At 38.2% G+C, this 20,143-nt stretch carries 17 protein-coding genes; 6 read left to right on the forward strand and 11 right to left on the reverse strand.

Translation table 11 applies throughout. The features are described 5' to 3' along the window. Positions 1 to 76: 76 nt before the first annotated feature. From C8N37_RS10305 to C8N37_RS10325, 5 genes are all read right to left on the reverse strand, one after another. Complete coding sequence (locus C8N37_RS10305; RefSeq protein WP_108158831.1) at positions 77 to 793, reverse strand: outer membrane beta-barrel protein; 717 nt, start codon at positions 791 to 793, stop codon at positions 77 to 79. Between the two features lie 634 nt (positions 794 to 1,427). Next, the gene (locus C8N37_RS10310) at positions 1,428 to 2,951 is read right to left on the reverse strand and encodes an acyl-CoA dehydrogenase family protein (protein WP_244914389.1); all 1,524 of its coding nucleotides are present in this window, start codon (positions 2,949 to 2,951) and stop codon (positions 1,428 to 1,430) included. 279 nt (positions 2,952 to 3,230) lie between these two features. Beyond that, positions 3,231 to 4,097, reverse strand: a complete 867-nt coding sequence (locus C8N37_RS10315; RefSeq protein ID WP_153195638.1) for a helix-turn-helix domain-containing protein — start codon at positions 4,095 to 4,097, stop codon at positions 3,231 to 3,233. A 341-nt stretch (positions 4,098 to 4,438) separates the two neighbouring features. Next, positions 4,439 to 5,071 (reverse strand): NAD(P)H-dependent oxidoreductase, encoded by a 633-nt coding sequence (locus tag C8N37_RS10320; protein ID WP_094772404.1) that lies wholly within the window; start codon positions 5,069 to 5,071, stop codon positions 4,439 to 4,441. Positions 5,072 to 5,208: 137 nt separating this feature from the next. Beyond that, a complete protein-coding gene (locus C8N37_RS10325) occupies positions 5,209 to 5,631 on the reverse strand; it encodes a MarR family winged helix-turn-helix transcriptional regulator (RefSeq protein WP_094772405.1) in 423 nt (140 codons plus the stop codon). A gap of 477 nt (positions 5,632 to 6,108) precedes the next feature. Between C8N37_RS10325 and aspA the strand changes: the two genes are divergently transcribed. Further along, positions 6,109 to 7,521 carry an aspartate ammonia-lyase gene (gene aspA / locus C8N37_RS10330; protein ID WP_244914390.1) on the forward strand — a complete coding sequence of 471 codons (1,413 nt, stop codon included), beginning with the start codon at positions 6,109 to 6,111 and terminating at the stop codon, positions 7,519 to 7,521. 209 nt (positions 7,522 to 7,730) lie between these two features. Here aspA and C8N37_RS10335 read toward each other — a convergent pair whose 3' ends face one another. Continuing rightward, positions 7,731 to 8,537: a helix-turn-helix domain-containing protein gene (locus tag C8N37_RS10335; RefSeq protein ID WP_108158833.1), complete on the reverse strand. Its 807-nt coding sequence runs from the start codon at positions 8,535 to 8,537 to the stop codon at positions 7,731 to 7,733. 165 nt (positions 8,538 to 8,702) lie between these two features. Here C8N37_RS10335 and C8N37_RS10340 point away from each other — a divergent pair, with 165 nt between their 5' ends. Both C8N37_RS10340 and C8N37_RS10345 read left to right on the forward strand, forming a co-directional pair. Continuing rightward, on the forward strand, positions 8,703 to 10,220 hold the full coding sequence (locus C8N37_RS10340; protein ID WP_244914391.1) for an exonuclease domain-containing protein: 1,518 nt from the start codon (positions 8,703 to 8,705) through the stop codon (positions 10,218 to 10,220). A 36-nt stretch (positions 10,221 to 10,256) separates the two neighbouring features. Beyond that, positions 10,257 to 10,679, forward strand: coding sequence for a DUF3995 domain-containing protein (locus tag C8N37_RS10345; protein WP_108158834.1), 423 nt, complete (start codon positions 10,257 to 10,259; stop codon positions 10,677 to 10,679). Here the strand turns inward: C8N37_RS10345 and C8N37_RS10350 are convergent, their stop codons facing one another. From C8N37_RS10350 to yiaA, 3 genes are all read right to left on the reverse strand, one after another. Further along, the gene (locus C8N37_RS10350) at positions 10,680 to 12,479 is read right to left on the reverse strand and encodes a mechanosensitive ion channel family protein (protein ID WP_108158835.1); all 1,800 of its coding nucleotides are present in this window, start codon (positions 12,477 to 12,479) and stop codon (positions 10,680 to 10,682) included. A gap of 255 nt (positions 12,480 to 12,734) precedes the next feature. Further along, complete coding sequence (locus C8N37_RS10355) at positions 12,735 to 13,166, reverse strand: hypothetical protein (protein WP_211322225.1); 432 nt, start codon at positions 13,164 to 13,166, stop codon at positions 12,735 to 12,737. A 174-nt stretch (positions 13,167 to 13,340) separates the two neighbouring features. Beyond that, positions 13,341 to 13,808 carry an inner membrane protein YiaA gene (gene yiaA, locus C8N37_RS10360; protein ID WP_108158837.1) on the reverse strand — a complete coding sequence of 156 codons (468 nt, stop codon included), beginning with the start codon at positions 13,806 to 13,808 and terminating at the stop codon, positions 13,341 to 13,343. 132 nt (positions 13,809 to 13,940) lie between these two features. On the opposite strand from yiaA, the gene C8N37_RS10365 reads away from it, so the two are divergent. Both C8N37_RS10365 and C8N37_RS10370 read left to right on the forward strand, forming a co-directional pair. Continuing rightward, the gene (locus tag C8N37_RS10365) at positions 13,941 to 15,425 is read left to right on the forward strand and encodes a hypothetical protein (RefSeq protein ID WP_108159062.1); all 1,485 of its coding nucleotides are present in this window, start codon (positions 13,941 to 13,943) and stop codon (positions 15,423 to 15,425) included. A 118-nt stretch (positions 15,426 to 15,543) separates the two neighbouring features. Next, positions 15,544 to 16,296 (forward strand): DUF72 domain-containing protein, encoded by a 753-nt coding sequence (locus C8N37_RS10370; RefSeq protein ID WP_108158838.1) that lies wholly within the window; start codon positions 15,544 to 15,546, stop codon positions 16,294 to 16,296. Positions 16,297 to 16,311: 15 nt separating this feature from the next. On the opposite strand, the gene C8N37_RS10375 is transcribed toward C8N37_RS10370, so the two are convergent. Both C8N37_RS10375 and C8N37_RS10380 read right to left on the reverse strand, forming a co-directional pair. Then, the gene (locus tag C8N37_RS10375; RefSeq protein ID WP_108158839.1) at positions 16,312 to 17,646 is read right to left on the reverse strand and encodes a GH1 family beta-glucosidase; all 1,335 of its coding nucleotides are present in this window, start codon (positions 17,644 to 17,646) and stop codon (positions 16,312 to 16,314) included. 409 nt (positions 17,647 to 18,055) lie between these two features. Continuing rightward, positions 18,056 to 18,844 carry a helix-turn-helix domain-containing protein gene (locus tag C8N37_RS10380; protein WP_108158840.1) on the reverse strand — a complete coding sequence of 263 codons (789 nt, stop codon included), beginning with the start codon at positions 18,842 to 18,844 and terminating at the stop codon, positions 18,056 to 18,058. A 57-nt stretch (positions 18,845 to 18,901) separates the two neighbouring features. Here C8N37_RS10380 and C8N37_RS10385 point away from each other — a divergent pair, with 57 nt between their 5' ends. Beyond that, positions 18,902 to 20,080: a 2-isopropylmalate synthase gene (locus tag C8N37_RS10385; protein ID WP_244914392.1), complete on the forward strand. Its 1,179-nt coding sequence runs from the start codon at positions 18,902 to 18,904 to the stop codon at positions 20,078 to 20,080. Positions 20,081 to 20,143 lie beyond the last annotated feature (63 nt).

Genomic DNA, 20,143 nt, shown 5'->3' on the forward strand with positions numbered 1-20,143 from the left:
CCATATAAAATTCTCCATTCCTTTTGAATAGCATGGAGGATTTTGTATGGGCATTAAAAAGTGTGTTTGATCTGGACTAACGGATCGATGGTTTAATCAATTGATATTGGATACCAAATCGAAAGGCATTCAATCGCGCTGGTTGGGCAGACATACCATCCATACCGGATGTATAATCTTTGGTTCCCCAAGAGTATCCTGTAAATACGGTATAGCGATCGTAATTGACATTAAATTGCAATCGGGGCCTGATGTCTAACTTCATTAAATCACTACCTCTGTCGTGTTCAAATTCTGTTACATGACCTTGTTTATCTTCGAAGCTTCCTTTTTCCTTTATGCTCAGTGTTTTGGCTAGATCTACACCCAATTGGATATCCATCGTCATCGGCTCGAAAAGCACACGATAACCAAAGAAAGGGTTGAAATTTAAAAATTGCTGATTTAATTTGGTCATGCCCCGGCTATTGTTTAAAAAGTCGTTGCCCTCTAAATTTATTTTAGTTTGTAATCGCTCCAACGATCCTTCAATACCCAATAGAAAATTACTGCTAAACACATAGCGGTAATTGATCGCGCCACCAATATTAATTCCATACTTTTTACCGAATGGATTGTTGGTGTAATAACTTTGTTTTTCTGTGCCATTTAAGCTACTGAGGGCTGCACTGCCTGATCCTGTAAAATTGGAAAAACCAGCGTTAATGCCTAACCGTAGTTCATGAGATTGGGAATGGGCTAAAAAATGAATGCTGCACGTGAAAAGGCCAGCCAGAATAATTTTTTTCAACATAAACAGGAGTTTTTTAATGGTAATGAAAAGAAATGTTTGATCTCTTTTTTTATATCCTGTTTAAATTTAAGCAAATGACTGCGATATATCCTATTTTGATGTTGTATTTATGTGAAATGTACGCTAAAATTTAAAAAGGGCCAGCCTACGATCTGTATGCTAACCCTTTTTCTTGATAAACCAACTAACCGATTAATCAATGCGTTTGCAGCAACTATCACTTCTTTGGGAAAAGTAATAGTCAGTTGAAAACTGTGTAAATAAAAATTCCCATCTACCTCAAATGCGAATATAACAAAGATAAAATTTCCCTTACGGGGGATTTTACGGGAAACCGGAAAATTTGAAATTATTTGTATTTATTTTTTTTAGTCTAGCTTTTATCGTGTAAAAAAAGATGATTTTATGCCTTTAATGCTTACTAATAGTGATTTATGACGATAAGAGAGTTGTTATTTTTTTTTCAGTCCGCATCCATATTTTATTAACCTATCGTTTTTTTTGGAAATCAGCACACTTTAGTATCAAAGGTTTTGTTTGTTTTAGGCCACTGATACTCGATGAGATGTAACGAAAATGGCTGCAAAATAGTTCTTTACCATTTTGCAGCCATTGAAATATAAATAGACTATAATTATAGCGATGTGAACTTCATCCAATCGGCATTTTCTTCATAATCCATTAATGGATCTGCTGTATTGTTGCTGTTTAACTGTCCGACAAACATCGATAGATCCATATGGATATGCTGACGGGTGATCTCGGTCATCTTATCGTTAAATCCGGCATTGTTTATCAATAGGACATATTGAAAACAAACGACGCGTGATATGATTCTTCCTATGGTCATCATTTCGCGTTGTTTGGGCTGATCCGGAAGATTGAAGTTTAACACTTCAGAAAAGAATGGTGCTGCTAATTCTGTTCCCTTATATTGTTTTAAGAAGGACAATAGGTTATTCTCTTTTCCTTTTCGCATCAATTTTGCGATAGCTTCTGCAATCTGCGTATATAACATTTCATTGGATCCTTCAAAAATCTGGAAAGGTCTGCTGTCTACGACACCTCTTCCCGCAATGTGATCTAATCGATATCCATTTGCTCCTGACAACTGCAAACATATTTGTGATGATTCTTGCATCAAATCGGTCACAAATGCTTTTACGCTATTGGCATCAACCCCATGGCTGGAAAGGTCATGACTGATTGAACTGACCGAAGTACTGTATGAACACATGGCCGAACAGAGTGTAAAGGCTGCTTGTAAACGTGATAATTGAAATTTTACAGTATCCATTTCATTTAAGCGCATACCTGTCACGCGTCTTTCCTGACAGTGCTGCATTGCTTCGTCCAACATACGCTTGATAAAACCCATCCCCATGCCCGGGAACTGAAGCCTGCTGCGGTGTAACGTGTCCAACATTAATTTGATACCGGTGCTTTCTGGCGTCAATCGCTGTGCTGATGGGACTTGGATATCAATATTATTCAGCCCATAAGGAATGGCATACAGACCTAAGCTATTGTAACGTTTCTCGACAATAATCTTTTGTTCTTGAAGTGCGTCTTCGGTTAAGAAGAAATCAATGTCGCGCGTCAGTTCACCATTTTCATTTCTCTTACGTGCAGTAACCAACCAATAGTCAGCTGCTCCCGTAAGACCTTGCCAATGCTTTTGTCCTTGAATATGGTAGGCATCATCTTGTTGTACGTAAGAGGTACGCATATTGAGTGCATCACTACCAAAGTCAGGTTCTGTGATCATTAGACCACCCATTGCTTTATCTTCCAAAAATCGCTTGAATACTTTTTCCTGAACAGAGATATTGCCATACTTCGCTAGTGGTTCCAGGAATAAAGCGATATTGATACCGAATATGAGCGATAGGGATAACGACTCATAGGATGCCGCAGCAAGAACACCTAAACATTCTTTTACCTGTACACCGCGACCGCCATGGCTTTCTGGAATAGCAACCGAAAGGGGAGTCATATCCATGATCTTGCTTAAAAAATCAGGGGGTAAATCGCGCGATAGACTCAGCTTATTGTAATCGTACTCGTGATTAAATAAACTGGATAATCGTTCCTTAAAAGTGGATATGAAAATATCGAAATCTTGGGTCATGGTAGATTGTTCTAAAAAGTTAAGCATCTTAAAATATAGAATTAAATGATGAACAATTACGAAAGGGCATATGCAGAAACGCTAGTTGTTTACCGTCTCTTAAATTTTCAGATGAAAAGTAAAAGCCTAGGTAAGGTAACGAAATTCCTGCTCCAAAAAAATATATATTTTTTTGGTTAGCACAAATTTTGTTGAAAATTGACTGCATATCGACCATCGCTTTCTACAAAAATAAGCCTAAAAACGTAATCCGTGTGTTTTGTTTAGTATAAATAATAGGACAAATCGTGCATTTGTCAACAAAATCTATTTGGATTCATTACGATAAGATGTTGGCGACATGCCTACAATTTTCTTAAAGATTCGCGAAAAATAGGACGGATCGGAGAAATCTAATTCGTAGCAGATGTCGGCTATGCTTTTGGTCGATTCGAATAGCAGCAATTGGCTATGCATGACCAAGACTTCCAGAATGAGCTCTTTGGATGATTTTTTAAATACGGTGGATACACACCTGTTTAAGTAATTAGGGGAAACGGCGAGCTTATCGGCATAAAATCCGATCTCCTTCTGTTTTAAAAAGTTCTTGTGGACAAGTTGTTTAAACATCATGGCAATCTCTTGACTGCGATTGAGCATTTTGTTGGTGGCTGAAAGCTTGATGATCTTTAATAAGGCCGATTTTAATAGGCTCTCAAACAACTCTTTATAGGGCGATGCGGTATGGAGTTCTTTGTAAAGCAGCCTAAAGAGTTGATGAAGGTCATGGTCCTCCTCCACGGAAAGATTATGCAACGGTGAAATATTAAAAATATTTAAGATTTCTTGCTCTCGGAATATGGAAGTCATCGCGGCATCATTGACCAATATGCAGTGTCCTTTGGCAGATTTGTCTACCGATTTGATGACCGATATATTTCCATAGTTACTCATTAAGATAGCAGGCGCTTGGACAACATATTCCTTTGGGCCAATCTGGTGCTTGAAATAGCCTTCAGTAATGTGTACTAGTAAATTGTAACCTAGAAAAATGGGGGGAGTTGGAAATTTAATATAGGGTGCAATTTCGCTGAGTCGAAAGATCTTGACCGGTGAACGCATATATTTGAGGTGGTCTAAACTACCAAACATAAAACGTTCTACAAATTCATCTGCATTTACTTGTTTTTCCATGATTTGATCCCTAATATAAGAATTGTGAATAAGAACACTAAAGCTAAAAGATGTTTTCTTTCCTTTCCAATATTGCGGATGGAAATGACAGCAATTTTACACGAAAAATATCAATATGGTCCGCTCGCGAAAGATAACGACAGAAATAGGAACAACGTTGGTCCTCAATTTCTCAATCCAGTCATCATTGAATAACAAAGGGTCTAGCGTCACGAGCTGCTCTTTGTAAGTGTTTTTTCTTCATCGGAGCAATTGAAACGTTAGACCCTTTAAGTTATTGGGCTTGCAAGTAGTCGCTTAACGGTAAAAGACTGTCATTCGTTTACCTGCAACACCGGGTATTATCTATAAATCGCAAATTCTTCTAATGGATTTCTTACTTTTTTCATGGGTGCTAACCAATCTTTTTCTTCGTCTCGGTACCCAACATACATCAACGATACACTTTTTAAACCTAGACTTGCTAAGTCAAGTACTTCATCGATCACTTGGTTGCTAAAGCCTTCTGCTGGAGTGCTATCTATCCGCAATTCTGCAGCTTGTGCCAAAGCTAGACCTAGTCCGATATAGGACTGTTTTGAAGTGTGTATAAAATGTTCTTCTTCTGTTTGTGAAGCATACATTTTTTTGATCATGTCGGTATAGCTATTGAAACGTCCAGCTGGTAGATCACGTTCTTCGGTCGTACGGGTGTAAATGCTATCGATACGCTCATCTGTATATTTGTCCCAAGCGGCGAATACCAATAGGTGTGAGCAGTCGCGCATACATTCAGGATTTAATGCCCCTGCCATTAATTTTTCACGTATTTCTTGGCTTTCGACAACTATTACTCGAAAAGGCTGAAGTCCCGATGATGTTGGTGCTAGACGGGCTGCTTCTACAATTTTTTCGATATCCTCTTTACTTACTTTTTTGGTCGGGTCGTATGCTTTTGCAGCATGACGCCACTGTAGATCTGCTATTAATGTCATTGTTTTAATTTTAAATGGTGTTAACCTTGATCTGGAATGCGACTCCAATTGTTTTTGATCTGTGGAAAAGATGTTTTTCCGTAGATGTTGATGGGTATGGTGTCGCAATCAACGATTCAAGATTTTACTATTTGTTCTTATTTTAATTTTAATATTTTATCCGCTATGCTGCGTATAGAGTCAATTTCTTCTTGCGTTATTTCCAGTTCTTGAATTAATTTCTCTGGGATGCATTTTGCTTTTTTCTTTAAATCAATCCCCATATTCGTTAAGGAAATTTCAACGACTCGCTCATCTACCGTACTGCGTTGTCTTAGGACAATTTGCTTTTGCTCCAGACGTTTTAGTAAGGGAGTCAGTGTACCGCTATCCAACAATAATTTGTGTCCGATCTGGTTGACTGTCTGCTTATCATTTTCCCACAGCACCATCAATACAAGGTATTGAGGGTAGGTGAGTCCGATCTCATCAAGATGAGGGCGGTAACGCTGTATGATCTCACGACTCAATGCATAGAGTGGAAAACAGAGCTGGTTGTCCAACTTTAAAAGATCTTTCATATCAATTTTGTTTGCGCTACAAATATAACAAGTTATCTGCAATTATATTGTGTGCAATATAAAAAATAGTTTATTTAAAGTATTTATTGACAATGCTGTGGCATTGTTCTTTGTTAAATGGAGATCATGGTCTTGTTACGCTGGATGGGTAATCTAAGCGTGATTTTTCATTCCGAGTAACGGAAATGAATATCGTATAAACGTTAGCTGTTCAGCTGAAACTTTGTTCTTGTGGTTGACATCTGGCTACTTTTTTGTTTAATCTGGTTTGCATCGCGCAAATGCTTTATATTTTGATTTTCATAAAACATTTTGTGTTACACAGGGGTTTTACAACAGGGAGCAGTGCTCAACCTAAGAACTGCTACCTGTACAACTTTTTGGATTTGATATCTGAAATAGAAATGAGAGCTCAAGAAGGAAATGGCTCTATTTCTGATCCGTGAACAGGCGATTTAATATAAAAAAAAACAACATATGATGACATCATCTCGAATTGAACATGATTTTTTAGGAGAAAAGGAAATTAGCAATGATTGCTATTATGGGGTTCAGACGTTGCGCGCCAAGGAAAATTTCGATATTACCGGAATCCCAATCGGTAGTGAACCTCTTTTTATCAAGGCATTTGGTTATGTAAAGAAGGCTGCGGCTTTGGCAAATCGGGATTTGGGTATTTTGGATCCCAACAAAGCGGAAGCAATCGCTTATGCTTGTGACCGTTTGATCGCAGGTGAATTTACGGATCAGTTTATCAGTGATCTTATACAAGGGGGAGCAGGTACTTCTACCAATATGAATGCCAATGAAGTGATTGCTAATCTGGGGCTGGAATACTTGGGGCATAAAAAGGGAGAATATATTTACTTGCACCCCAATAACGATGTCAATTTATCACAGAGTACGAATGATTCTTATCCTACTGCTTTTCGAATTGCGATATACCTTAAAATTGCATCGTTTTCTATAGCTCTGGAAGAGTTGCAAGAAGCTTTTTTTAATAAAGGAAAAGAATTTGATGGGATTTTAAAAATGGGACGTACGCAATTGCAAGATGCGGTCCCGATGACTTTAGGGCAGGAATTTAATGCTTTTGCAACGACTTTGGGTGAAGATGTCATGCGCATCCGTGAGGCTTCTCAGTTGATTACGGAAGTAAATATGGGGGCTACAGCTATCGGTACGGGAGTAAATGCTCCTGAGGGCTATGCACAACTTTGTGTCAAGTATCTGGCAGACATCAGTGAGGTGCCCGTGACACTTGCTGCAGATTTGATTGAGGCGACCTATGATACCGGGGCATTGGTACAGCTGAGTGGCACGCTAAAGCGAAATGCCATAAAATTGAGTAAAATCTGTAATGATCTGCGCTTATTGAGTAGCGGACCGCGATGTGGTCTGAATGAAATCAACTTGCCTGCTATGCAGCCTGGTTCTTCGATCATGCCTGGGAAGGTTAATCCTGTGATTCCGGAAGTGATGAATCAAACTTGCTTTTATGTGATCGGTGCTGATCTGACCGTGACGATGGCTGCAGAGGCTGGTCAGCTGCAGTTGAATGTGATGGAGCCTGTGATCGGAATGGCCTTATTTACGTCTTTACAGTACTTGACTAAGGCTTGTCGCACGTTGAAGGATAAGTGCGTGGTCGGAATCACGGCGAATGTGGAGCATAGTAAAAATCTGGTGATGCAAAGTATAGGAATTGTCACGCAATTAAATCCGATCTTAGGTTACGAAGAATGTTCTTCGATCGCGAAAGAGGCCTTGAAAACAGGGAAGTCTATTTATGACATCGTGGTTATCGAACGGAAGTTGATCACGCAGGCCAAGTGGGATGAGATCTATTCAATTGAAAATTTAATTCATCCTAAATTTATATCACATTGATCCTTGCTATTTGTAATGTTGCACACTATAACGATGGAAGGCATCACAGAAGCAGTGGAGCTGGTATGGTCTAAAAAAACGTAATGCAGAAAGTGCAATTTAGATGGATATGCCCGATATTTTATCGGGCATATCCATCTAAATTAAAAATGAACGTTGTTTAACTTTTGGGGTGAAGTCCGATTTTGTATCTGAACCCTTATTTTTCTTTAATTCTTATTGGTGATGAGATCTTTAATATCTTCTAAACTTTGCAGCACGGTCTCCATGACGGTTTGTGTTTCCGGCAATGCTGTGGTGTGATAACTATGGAATTCCCATACTTCTAACACCTGCTCAAAGGGTATGGAATAGACTTCATAAATCTGATTTAATGATCGGCACTGTAAAAAGCCGCCTTCGAGTATGCTGATGGACTTGAAGACAATATCTTGACCCTTGAGCACGACGATGGCTAATGTTTCGGGCTTAAGCTGATCCCAGTTTTCGAGAAACTTACCCGTGACATCCATTTTTTGTGGAAAAGGCAACATGGAATCCCCGTGGATGGGAAAGGTGCGATAGGTGCGATGTTTAGGAAGATTTGGGATCTGATATTTTGGAAGTTCAGCTAGATAAAGTGGGTCGGCATATCCGCCTGTGATATATCCTGCCTTTCCTTGTAAGGGTACATAATCAGCATTTTCATGATCCGTTTTATCGACTGTGATGGCCAGTACACGTAAGTTTCCACCTTTGATATAAATATCATTTCCGGCTTGCAGATCGCGAATTTTCAATTCGCCCAATTTACTGATATCTACCGTCAGTAAGGTATCCAAGCTGATCTTAAAATAATTGGATATAGAGAGTAAAAAATGGGGTTCCATCGCCTTTGTTTTTCCAATTTCGATCAATGCAAGCTTTGTACGCGTTACATTAATGGCATCTGCAAGTACTGTCTGACTCACTTTTTTACGCTCTCGAAGGAACTTGAGGTTATTAGTGAAAAAAATTTTTGGTTCTTTATCTTTCATTTGTTATTATTAGAAACATATAATTGTTTCTATTGGAAACAAATATAGTGTAAAATATTGAAAAATATCGGCTTGGGTATAGGAATATAATGGGATGTCGTTACGTTACTATAGGAATGAAAAACTTGGTGCATGCTCGCTTGATGGAAGGATTTTTGTATAGGAATGAGGGATCTTTATTATGGTGGAATAAGACGTTTTTCATACTGTACCAACTTATTTGAATGGATGAACGTGAATAAATTTAAAAATATGGAATATGCCATTGTTGATATCGAAACCACGGGTGGGCATGCGAGAAATAGCAGAATGACTGAAATTGCTATTGTTATACACGATGGGCTTCGTGTTATCGAGCGATGGGAGTCTTTGATCAATCCCGAACAGGATATCCCACTGGCTATTTTTGCATTAACGGGTATTGATAATGATCTGGTCGCGAATGCTCCGGTATTTGGTGATATTGCGCAGCAGGTGTTCAATATGCTTGATGGACGTATTTTTGTTGCTCATAATGTCAATTTTGATTACTCTTTTATTCGCCATCAATTGGAAGAGGAGGGATTTAAATGGGGGGCTAGAAAATTGTGTACCGTCAGGTTGAGCCGAAAAATCAAACCTGGTTTTCCATCCTATAGTTTAGGCAAGCTGTGTGATGCTTTGGGCATTCCGATTTCCAATCGTCACCGTGCTGGTGGTGATGCTGAAGCAACTGCTCTATTATTTGCATCTCTTTTAGAATGGGATCATGAAGGAGTGCTGGAGGAGATGCTGAAAAAAACTTCAACGGACCAACGTTTTCCTCCGAATCTTGCAATCGAGGATTTTGAAGCGCTTCCAGCACAGCCCGGGGTTTATTACTTTTTGAATCAGCAGGGTAAGGTGATTTATGTGGGTAAGGCAGTTCACCTCAAAAAGCGTGTCGCTTCTCATTTTACAGGACATAGTATTCATAAGCAAAGGCAACATTTCTTAAAGGAGATCTATCATATCACTTTTGAGGTCTGTGCGACCGAATTAATGGCCTTATTGCTCGAATGTACCGAGATAAAAAGGCTATGGCCGGCTTATAACCGTGCTTTAAAACGTTTTGAACCTAAATTTGGTTTGTTTAGATATGAAGCGCAAAATGGTTATCATTACTTGGCTGTTGGAAAATTGAAAAAGCATTGTCAATGCTTACAAACGTTTAATGTGGAATATGAAGGAATCCATGTCTTACGTCAGTTGATGATTAACTTTGACTTGGATCCTCGCATGTGTATGTTTGCGGCAGCAGATACGCCATATGCTCAGAGAATTAAAGAGGCTGATGCCGATCTTCCAAATATCGAAATGCATAATGCGCAAGTTGATTTGGCGGTCGATCATCTTTTGGGACAGCAACCAACTTTCGTGATCGTGGACAAAGGTAGAACGCTTGATGAAAAAAGTTATGTGTGGGTCGAACAGGGAAATTTTTATGCTATGGGCTATCTGGATCAAGATGCACAGCTCGCGTCAATCGAAGATATTCGCTCGAGTTTAAAGCGCTATTATGGTAATCATTATATGATGCAGGTGATCAATTCCTACATCAATAAGTACCCCAGAAAGGTGACTTATTTGAATGATTGTCACAGAGCTGTCGTTTTACCCGAAGTGACGGATGATTGCGATGGAGAATCTTTGATCTTGTTTTAAGTATACCTATTATTGAATTAAAATAAAAACAAACGAATGGAATTGATATTATCGATAGTGAATAGTGTTATTTTCTTATTTCTGGCATTGATGCATTTATATTGGGTCTGTAATGGTCAAGTGGGTATCGCAGCAACAATTCCAACGAAGTTGAATGGAAAGCGGGTCTTTACTCCCAGTCGTTTTGGTACTTTTGTTGTAGCCGCAGGATTGTTTGTGTTTGCGGTCACCAATATGATTTTTGGAGGGATGATTGAATCACCTGTTGGACTTTCTTATGTGAGTTATGCTATGTGGGGTATAGCTGGTATCTTCCTGATCCGTTTTATTGGTGATTTTAAATATGTCGGTATTACCAAGAGATTCCGACAATCTGTTTTCGCTCGGAAAGATACCTTTTTTTATAGCCCGTTATGTTTTTTACTGGCTGTATCTCATGCTATTTTGCTTATGGGGTAACTAGATTTGATCAATACCCCCTTTAAATTGTGGGACAAAGTCTACTTTACTGTAAATGTGCGGAGCGTTCATTTCAATGCCGGCAGCTAGGAAATCGTTCAGGATCAACTGAAAGATTTCGGATTTGGCGAGTTCTATTTCCCCAGATTTGGTGATGTACACATTCAATTCATATAATACATAAAAATCATCTAATTTCTTTTGTAATACAAAAGGGGCGGGGGTCGTGTTGACTCGATCGACACGGGGTGGTATACTCAATAATAGCTCATGGATCCGTTCCCAAGGTTCTTCATATCCCACGGATAATTCGACTTGAAAGCAAATACCTTGATCTGAAAAAGTAGAGTAGTTAACCGTATTGCCCGATAATATAGATGAATTGGGAATTGTAATTTCTTCGTTTTTAATGGTTCGAAGCCGTGTTACTAAGGGTGATTTTTCAATGACGACTCCTGTTTTATCGGCTATGGTGATCCGATCTCCTATGCGGAAGGGTCTCATGTAAGTGATCACAAGACCGGCAATAATATTGGATATCGCAGATGAAGATCCTAGCGAAAACAATACCCCGATAAATACCGATATACCTTTGAAAATATCGGAGTTTGATCCGGGCAAATAGGGAAATATGAGGACGAGTGTGAATGCTTGTAATAGAAAGCGGACAATGGTAAAAGTCGGCATGGCAAATTCTCGGTGAAAACCATTGATCTCTAATTTTCCTTTATCGATTTCAGTAAATATATACTTCACAAACCGTACGGCATAGCGCATCACGAATAGGATCACAAATACCGTAATCAGATTGGGGATGTAAGCCCAAATCGCAAAGACTGCTTTTTTTAAGGGTTTGGTAAAAAGTCCTATTAAACTATTTGCCCAGCTCTGTGTAAAGGGGAAAACACTGAATATAATGGGAAGCATGATAAATGCCATCACAACGATCAATGTCCAGCGCAACATGTCGATGCTACTGATCAGTATTCGGGTTTTTTGAACGGAGCTGATCAGCACGTAATTTTTAATCTTCACGTCCTTGATCCGTTGGGTACGCTCGGTCATGATCCGTTGAATGCTGTAATTTTTAATCCTATTGATCAATAGGATGAGAAGGTAAAATATGAATAAAATGAGGATAATAAGCCCGATACGGATCATTACTTTGGTGATGCTGTTTTCTTCTTTTTCTTGGGAAATGGCTTGTTGAATGCTTTTTAAATATTGGTTGGCTACTTCTTCTTTGCTTTTCCCTTCCAATAGGGCATCGAGTTCTGTAATTGAAGTAATGATCAAATCTTTGTATACAATATCGGAACTGATTTCGTTATTTTCTATCTTAAAGGAATCAACACGGACAAAGTCATCTTCATACAGATTATGAATACGGTTGACCACATTTGCGGCACGATCCTTTGCTAAAGATGAACCCAATTTATTGTAAACGAAAAAAAGGGTATCCTGAAAAGGAGCAACGGCATAACGTTTGGTATTTTTCTTAATGGAATCGACTTTAAGCTTTACCTCTTGATTTCGAATGAAGTTTTCTTCATCCAAATTGTTCAATTGTTGTTTTAGATTTTCTTTTTTACTGCTGTTTTGAGTCTTTAGATTTGTGATCTCGTTCTGAAGTTTCACGCGCTCTAATGAATCGTTGATCTGCTGTTGTCGAATACCATTTAAAATGGAGCTCAATCCGAGTTCTTTTGCATCTACGGAGTCTATCTCTTGCGCCGAAAGTGGGTTAAGGGCGGTAAAACAGAGTAAAGAAAAAAGGAAACATATGTAAAGTCTTTTCATGTGTACGGGCTTTTTGATGATACTTCCATCTGGATGGTTGTCGATCGGGCTGTTTTAGAAAAATCAAACATAGATAAATTTGCTTGTAAACGCAATCAAATCATCTGATAAAGTTTTGGAAGGAATCGCCTTTTCTGAGTCACCATACTTTTTAATTAGGTGATATCGGGTATTAGATAAGTGAAGTGGTAGGGCTCGATTCCTGTTACATCTGTAAAAACCAATTTAGGAGCTAACAAATAAGATGATATGTCTTTACTTTTTTAATTTCGATAACACAAGATCAAGATGAAGAATGATTAGTGTAATGGCCGATACGATGATGATGGGTAATGCGGAGGTATACATTGTACAATAGATTTCTGCTTGGAAATCATAGGTGCTCCAAGAAGATTCGCGATCAACAAAAATGGTATAATCCCAAAAAAACCAAACAGCCATTAATAATATCCATTTTGCTGTAATGTTGAAGCTATTTTTCTTGATGCGATCCAGCGGTAGAAATAGGATGGTCAAGATCAGAGTGGAAAATAAAGAAATGAAAAAAGCATCATGAAAAAAGCTACAGTTTAAACATCCGCTTGAAGTATTATCTGTCAGTATGCCCATGGACCAATAAATCTGGATGATGGTACAGATCCAGAGCAGGATGGCGGTCCGTGCTGTATTTGTCAGTAATTTGATCATACGTTCTTTATTTAACTGCATTCATCAGTTGATGTGCTTCGATTTTCCCAGCTTGCATATGCTGTCCAATTTTTTGGATAGACTAAAATAATGAATAATTCGTGATATCTGATGAGTTTATTACATAAACCCGCAGGATTGCTGAGCAATGCACTGCGGGTAGCAACCGCTAAGTTACAGTTCGTTTTCCTCAAACATCTTGGCGTCGCGGGTATTTTTTTGAACAGCAATAGCAGCAAACATACTTAAGCAAAATGACATGGCATAAAATCCTTTTTCACTAAGCAAGAGGTCTGCATTCCATAAGCCTACTGTCAGCAGGATCATAGCAGCTATGGTGGCAAACCAACTTAATCCATAATAAAGATCGGTCACTACAATACCTTCTGATCGATCTCTGACACTTTTTTGTACCGAGATGACGGCGAATAATCCAAATAGTAGTATAGTAAAATAGTATCCTTTTTCGTTGAGTTCCATTATGGCATTCCATAAGCCAATACAAAAGCCGACTGTTCCTGTCAGTAAAGCAAACCAAGATGCACCGATAAATGCAGCTGTGGGTTTAAATGGGTTTTTTACTTTTTCTTCGTGTTTTGTAAGTGGAGCATGCTCCTCAGTTTTGTTTTTTAGCGGTTCCATATTTTTTAGTTTTTAATGTTTTACTGAAAGCAAATATCCGATCTAAACCATACCTGTACAAATGAAATATAGTAAAATACTGACGATATAATTGTTCAATAATACGTATATTTATCATTAAATTTAATGGATATGGATACACTTTCGGCATTACTGAATTTACTTGGAGATGATGATAAAAAGGTATTTAGGTCATTTTTGCAAAGAAGGAACAAGCGAGATGATGCGCGCAATATTGTCTTGTTTGATTTATTAAATACTGATGATATAAGTGGTGTCGAAAAGCTCTATAAAAAAGCAAAAAATAGAGATTCATATCATGCTTTGCGTAAACGGTTACAAGATAACCTGCTGTTATTTCTTTCGCACAAAACATTTGAGAAAAGCAATAGCCAGTCGGCTGAAGCGATGCGTTTGATTATAGTAAGCCGTTTCCTCTTGGAAAACAATTTGGATAAAACGGCTTTCAAGTCTTTAGCAAAGGCAGAACTGCTCGCTGTAAAATTGGAAGAATATAACCTCTTGAATGATATTTTGCTGCTTAAAATACAATATGCCCACAGCGCATATGCTGAAAATCTGGAACTGTTGACAGATCGTTTACTGATCAATCAGCAACAGATGCAGCGTGAAGCAAAATTAAATCTTGCCTATGCCTTCCTACGTCAAGAACTGCGTGATGTAAATCTGAAAGGTAAAGTTGTTAATCTGAGCACACTGATGGTGACTACCATCCGTAAATATCAAATCGCTGTCAGTGATCTGATGAACTATAAGTCGATCTATCAGATTCTTTTTATTGCCAATGAATATGCCGCTATTTATCAAGATTATCGTTTTATAGAACGTTACATCAAACGGATTCACCATTTCTTAAAGAACCAAACAAAAACCAATGAGCAGCAGCTTTTCTATCATTTGTATGTACTCTATTTTCTAGCTAATTTTCATTTTCGTAATAAAGATTTTGCTCCAAGTAGGGAATATCTTGTTGAGATGAAACTGCATATGGAGGCGAATAGCGTGTATGTCACTCCATTTTATCCTAGGCAACAATTGTTGTTCGCGCTCAATCTTTATTTTACAGGGAATAGTGGGGACGCAACCTCCATATTGCAGCAGATCTTACTCGGATCGACCCAAAAGTATAAGCAGGAGGATATAGAGGATATCAGGATTTGTCTGACCATGTTTTTGTCCTTACAACATGATCACAGTTGTCTACGTCAGCTTGCCATGTTTCAACATACAGACCTGTGGTACGAAAAGAAAATGGGCATGCTCTGGACGATTCGAAAAAACCTGATGGAAATCTTGATCCATGCGCAGTTTGAACATCTGGATCTTGCCGTGTCAAGATTGAATAGTTTTAAGCGTAGGTATAATGCATATCTGGCAAGCACTCATGAAGAAAGGGTGTTGCAGTTTGTGAATTTCGTTGAAAAATATTTGATTAAGCCTGATGTTGTATTTCATCCGGCATTTCAACAGGATGTTCAACATCTCTTAAAAGCTAATCAGGATATTTTTCACCTTTGTTTTCTCTCTTGGCTGATGGCGACTTGGAAGAAGAAGTCTGCCTATCAAATTGTATTGGAACATCTTGCAAGTAGCTGATGTTTTTTTAGACCCGATCAGGATTTTAAAATATGGGGTCTTGAGCTAGGTCTTATTTTTATAGATAGAATCGTTTAAGCTTCAGACAACTTATTGTGAGGTTGCTTGTTTTATAGTTATGGATGCATCGTATTATTCTGGCACGAGCGGTATTCTTTTACCGTATAAAAATAAAAATTTTTATCCTGAAAGTTTTCAGGGTAAAAGCAGGCTTACGGTATGTAGTCTCCTTTTCAATTCTTTGGAAGTAAACAGTTCATTCTATAAAATACCACGACTGGAAACCGTACAGCGGTGGTCAGAGGAAGTAACTGCTGGTTTTCGCTTTACCTTCAAATTATGGCGTGGCATAACCCACAATAAGGGATTGATTTTTGATCCTCAGGATGTGGATCGATTTCTGAATGTCATCACTGCGGTTGGAGACACGAAGGGATGCCTCCTAGTACAATTGCCACCCACAATTTCTTTCCATCATCGCGCACAAGTAGACCTGTTACTGAAAACGATCATGAAAAATGATCAAAGTAAAGGCTGGCGAGTCTGTGTGGAGTTTAGGCATACGTCTTGGTATAAAGAGGAAACGCTCCAACTCCTGGACGGGTATGGTATTGCTTCTGTTATACATGATAAGCATGGTCAGGGGATACAGGTGCAGGATATGGAAACTCCATTTGTCTATGTGCGTTTTCATGGTCCTGAAGGGAATTATAAAGGTTCTTACGAAGATTCATTTTTGCAAGAATATAGTTTTTATATAAAAGATTGGCTCGACGAAGGAAAAGAGGTATATGTTTATTTTAATAATACCGTTGGGGCTGCTCTAGATAACTTAATAACGTTGTCTGCATATGTAGAGGAACGTAACTGATCTTTTCGTGCCTTATTATTTTAGAAAATCAGCATACCAATGTCCTGATGATTTAATAATGCGTTGCTGCGTTTCAAAGTCAACATAAACCAAACCAAATCGTGGTTCATAACCCTCTGCCCATTCGAAGTTATCAAGAAAAGTCCATGCAAAATAACCGTTTACTTGAACACCTTCTTGTTTCGCTCGATATACCTGTTCAATAATCGCTTGTAAATACTGTACTCTTTTGGGATCATCTACTCTGTTATTTTCTACTTGATCAGGAAAAGCAGCGCCATTTTCTGTGATAATCAAAGGCGGCATATTTTCGTAGGCATGGAATTTTTTAAGGATGTGATACATGGACTCTGGATAGACTTCCCATTTCATGGCTGTCATGGAGACTTTACGATCCTTCGCGCTTACAATTTTTGCTTGCAGGTAAGGGACAAATAAGGAATGGCGGATAATCTCCCGAGTATAGTTTTGTACACCAATGAAATCCATATCAAATTTTAGATCTTGTTCATCGTTTTGTTTGATATACTTCTCGATTCTTTTTAGAATTTTGATTTCACTAGTGGGATAGCCCTTGCCCAGTAACGGTTCTATAAAGAGTCTATTCAATAGTACGTCTGCTCGTTGTGCAGCACGGATATCTTTTTCCCGCGCCGAGAAAGGTTCTACATGCGAACATGAGAAGGTCGTGCCTACAAAACTGTCTTTTTGTAACGATTTAATAATTCTGGCACCATGTGCCTGTGCTAAAGTGGCATGATGTGCAGCGGCTAAGAAATAATCAATTCCTTTTTTTCCAGGAGCATGTACTCCAAAGAAATATCCTGCTGCGGTAAATACGGCAGGTTCATTGAGCACCATCCAGTTTTTTACCCGATCACCAAATGATCTGACACAGACTGCTACGTAATTGCCAAACCATTCTTTAACATCGCGGTTGAGCCAGCCCCCTTTTTTTTCAAGGGCATGGGGTAGGTCCCAATGGTATAAGGTCACCCAGGGCGTAATCCCTAACTCCAAAGACAGGTCGATAAGCCGATTGTAAAAATCGATTCCTAATGGATTGATTGTTCCGGTACCTTCTGGAAGTATGCGGCTCCATGCAATGGAAAATCTGTAGTTTCGAATATTTAAACTGTACATTAAATACAGATCTTGGGTATATTGATTGTAAAAATCACAAGCTATATCCCCGCTATGGTTTTTGAATATTTTATTTCTTTTCTGAACAAAAACGTCCCAGATGGAAAGTCCTTTTCCATCTAGATTATGTGCTCCTTCGATTTGGTAAGCTGCGGTTGAGACACCCCAGATAAAATCTTCACCAAAGGATTTTTTAGTTAAAGGCATTTACTCGTATAAATTTTCAGGTGCAGTAAAAAATGTTCTGTTATATCTTTTAGTTTTTATGGAATCTAAGAGGGGAATAGAATGAACTAAACTGTACAAGAAAGAGACGAAATATCATCCTTTGAAATAAATGAGTGATCGTTTTCATAATTCAAATGTTTTAAACCAAAGGCTATGTAAATTTACTTGTCTAAATATACATCGTCATTGTGAACTGTAGGTTAATAAACTATTAATTTTCAAAACATGATGATGGTGGCTTTCTTGTCCTCTATATTAAATCTTATTTTGATTTTAGATCATGCCATAAAGCTTAAAGATACCTTTTTATTTTCCTATTTGCTATGTGTTTGATTTTTTTGATCTTTTGAATAATTTTTATTTCCTAAATGGGCATTAAACTCTGGGCTTAGAGCAGTCCTTGTCTATATCTTTGAGGGCTGATTCCTATTAATTCTTTGAATAGGTTTGAAAAAGTGGGAATACTGTCGTAACCGATTTTGTAAACAATTTCACTAATATGCAATGATTGGTCTTCTAATAATTCTAATGCGAGCTGCATACGGCTTAATTTTATAAACTGAAAAATGGTTATATCTGTTTCTTTCTTGAATTGTCTTGACAATGTCCGCTCGGGAATATTTACGTGTTGCGATAAGGATGCTACTGTAATCTGTTCACTAATTGATTGGGTAATATATTCAACAACTTTTAAGAGTGATTCGGACTTTGGTGGTTGTGCATGAAGTTTTAGGGGGCTGATTAATATATGTGCTAACATTTTTTTTAAACACGTTAGCCCAACTTCTTTCAGTTCTTTATCGGACCAATGTTGTACGCCAAATGCTAAAAGATTATCAAGTAAGTTTGATGGAGAGAAAATAGCGATATTTCCCCAATGAGCAGTAGGGTACTTTTCCTTATTCAAATCAAGAAAGATCGTCTTGAGTTTTAAATTGGGCGATCTTGATATTAATTTATGTTTGACATGTGCGTCAACATAGGCATAGTGTCGGGCAGGAATACAAAAACTTCCCTTTTCTGAGTAAAGATATACAGCACTCATTTCAGGGGAGATCAGCTGTGCTTTTTCATGATGATGTATTTCAGTATTAAATTGACCAAAATACCGGATCTCAATATCTCCATCTTCAATAACTTTTGCACAATCTAGTGTTGATATATAAGCTTTTGGCATAATTAGATAAGTATTGCTTTATTTTCAAATATAACAAAATAAAAACGCTCATTATTTTTGATAAAACAAAAGATCATGAATAAGAAAAAAATAGATATTTTCGATACCACTCTCCGTGATGGTGAGCAGGGGCCTGGGTGCTTGCTGACTCTTCAATCAAAACTGGAAATAGCCGAACAGCTTGAATTTCTAGGTGTTGATATTATAGAAGCCGGTTTCCCTGTGAGTTCTCCTGCAGATTTTAAGGCAGTACAGGAAGTTTCAAAATTAATTAAAAATGCTAAAGTGTGCGCATTATCCAGAGCCCGTGAGCTAGATATTGACACTGCGGTTAATGCCCTCAAAAATGCGGTGTGTCCTAGAGTACAACTTGGAATCGGGACTTCGGATATTCATATTAAAAATAAATTTAATAGTACCAGAGATGATATTTTAGCTGTAGCATTTAAAATGGTGCGGTATGCCTCTAATAAAATTGAGGAGGTGCAATTTTTTGCTGAGGATGCGGGTAGAGCTGATAATTTATTCTTAGCAAAAATGGTTGAAAATGTGATTGAGGCAGGTGCAACTATTGTTAATCTACCTGATACCAATGGTTTTTGTACTCCTTTTGAATATTATGAAAAGATCAAATTTGTTATAGAAAATGTCTCGAATATGCACAAAGCTAAAATTTCGGTACACTGTCATAACGATCTAGGCATGGCAACCGCAAATACAATTGCGGGGTTGCTGGCTGGTGCAAGTCAGGCGGAAGGAACGATAAATGGTGTCGGGGAGCGGGCTGGTAATGCGGCATTGGAAGAAATTGTGATGACTCTTATTATTAAAGATTTACCGATATTTACTACTGTTGATCCTCGTTATATAAGCAAGTTGAGTAAAATGGTTGAAATAGCCATGTCCAATCCTGTGCAAGCGAATAAGGCTATCGTGGGACGAAATGCTTTTGCCCATTCGTCTGGAATACACCAAGACGGTGTTCTGAAGGATAGGAGCAATTATGAAATTATTGATCCTGCGATGATCGGTTTCGAGTTACCGGATCTTATACTGACTGCCCGCAGTGGTCGTGCAGCTTTACGACATCGGATGGAAATACTTGATATTCAATTTCAGGAAAATGAATTTGAACAGTACTATGCCTATTTTTTGCAAGTAGCAGATACCAAATCTATCGTGGCGGATAGCGATCTTATTGACTTATGCAAATCGCGCTCAAGAAAGGTCTTCTAAGTATCATCAAGCAATTATAGTGCTTTTGTAATTGAATCGTGTTTTTAATCCTATTTTCATCGC

The sequence above is a fragment of the Sphingobacterium faecium genome (assembly GCF_003054045.1).
In the GTDB taxonomy this organism is placed as follows: Bacteria; Bacteroidota; Bacteroidia; order Sphingobacteriales; family Sphingobacteriaceae; genus Sphingobacterium; species Sphingobacterium faecium.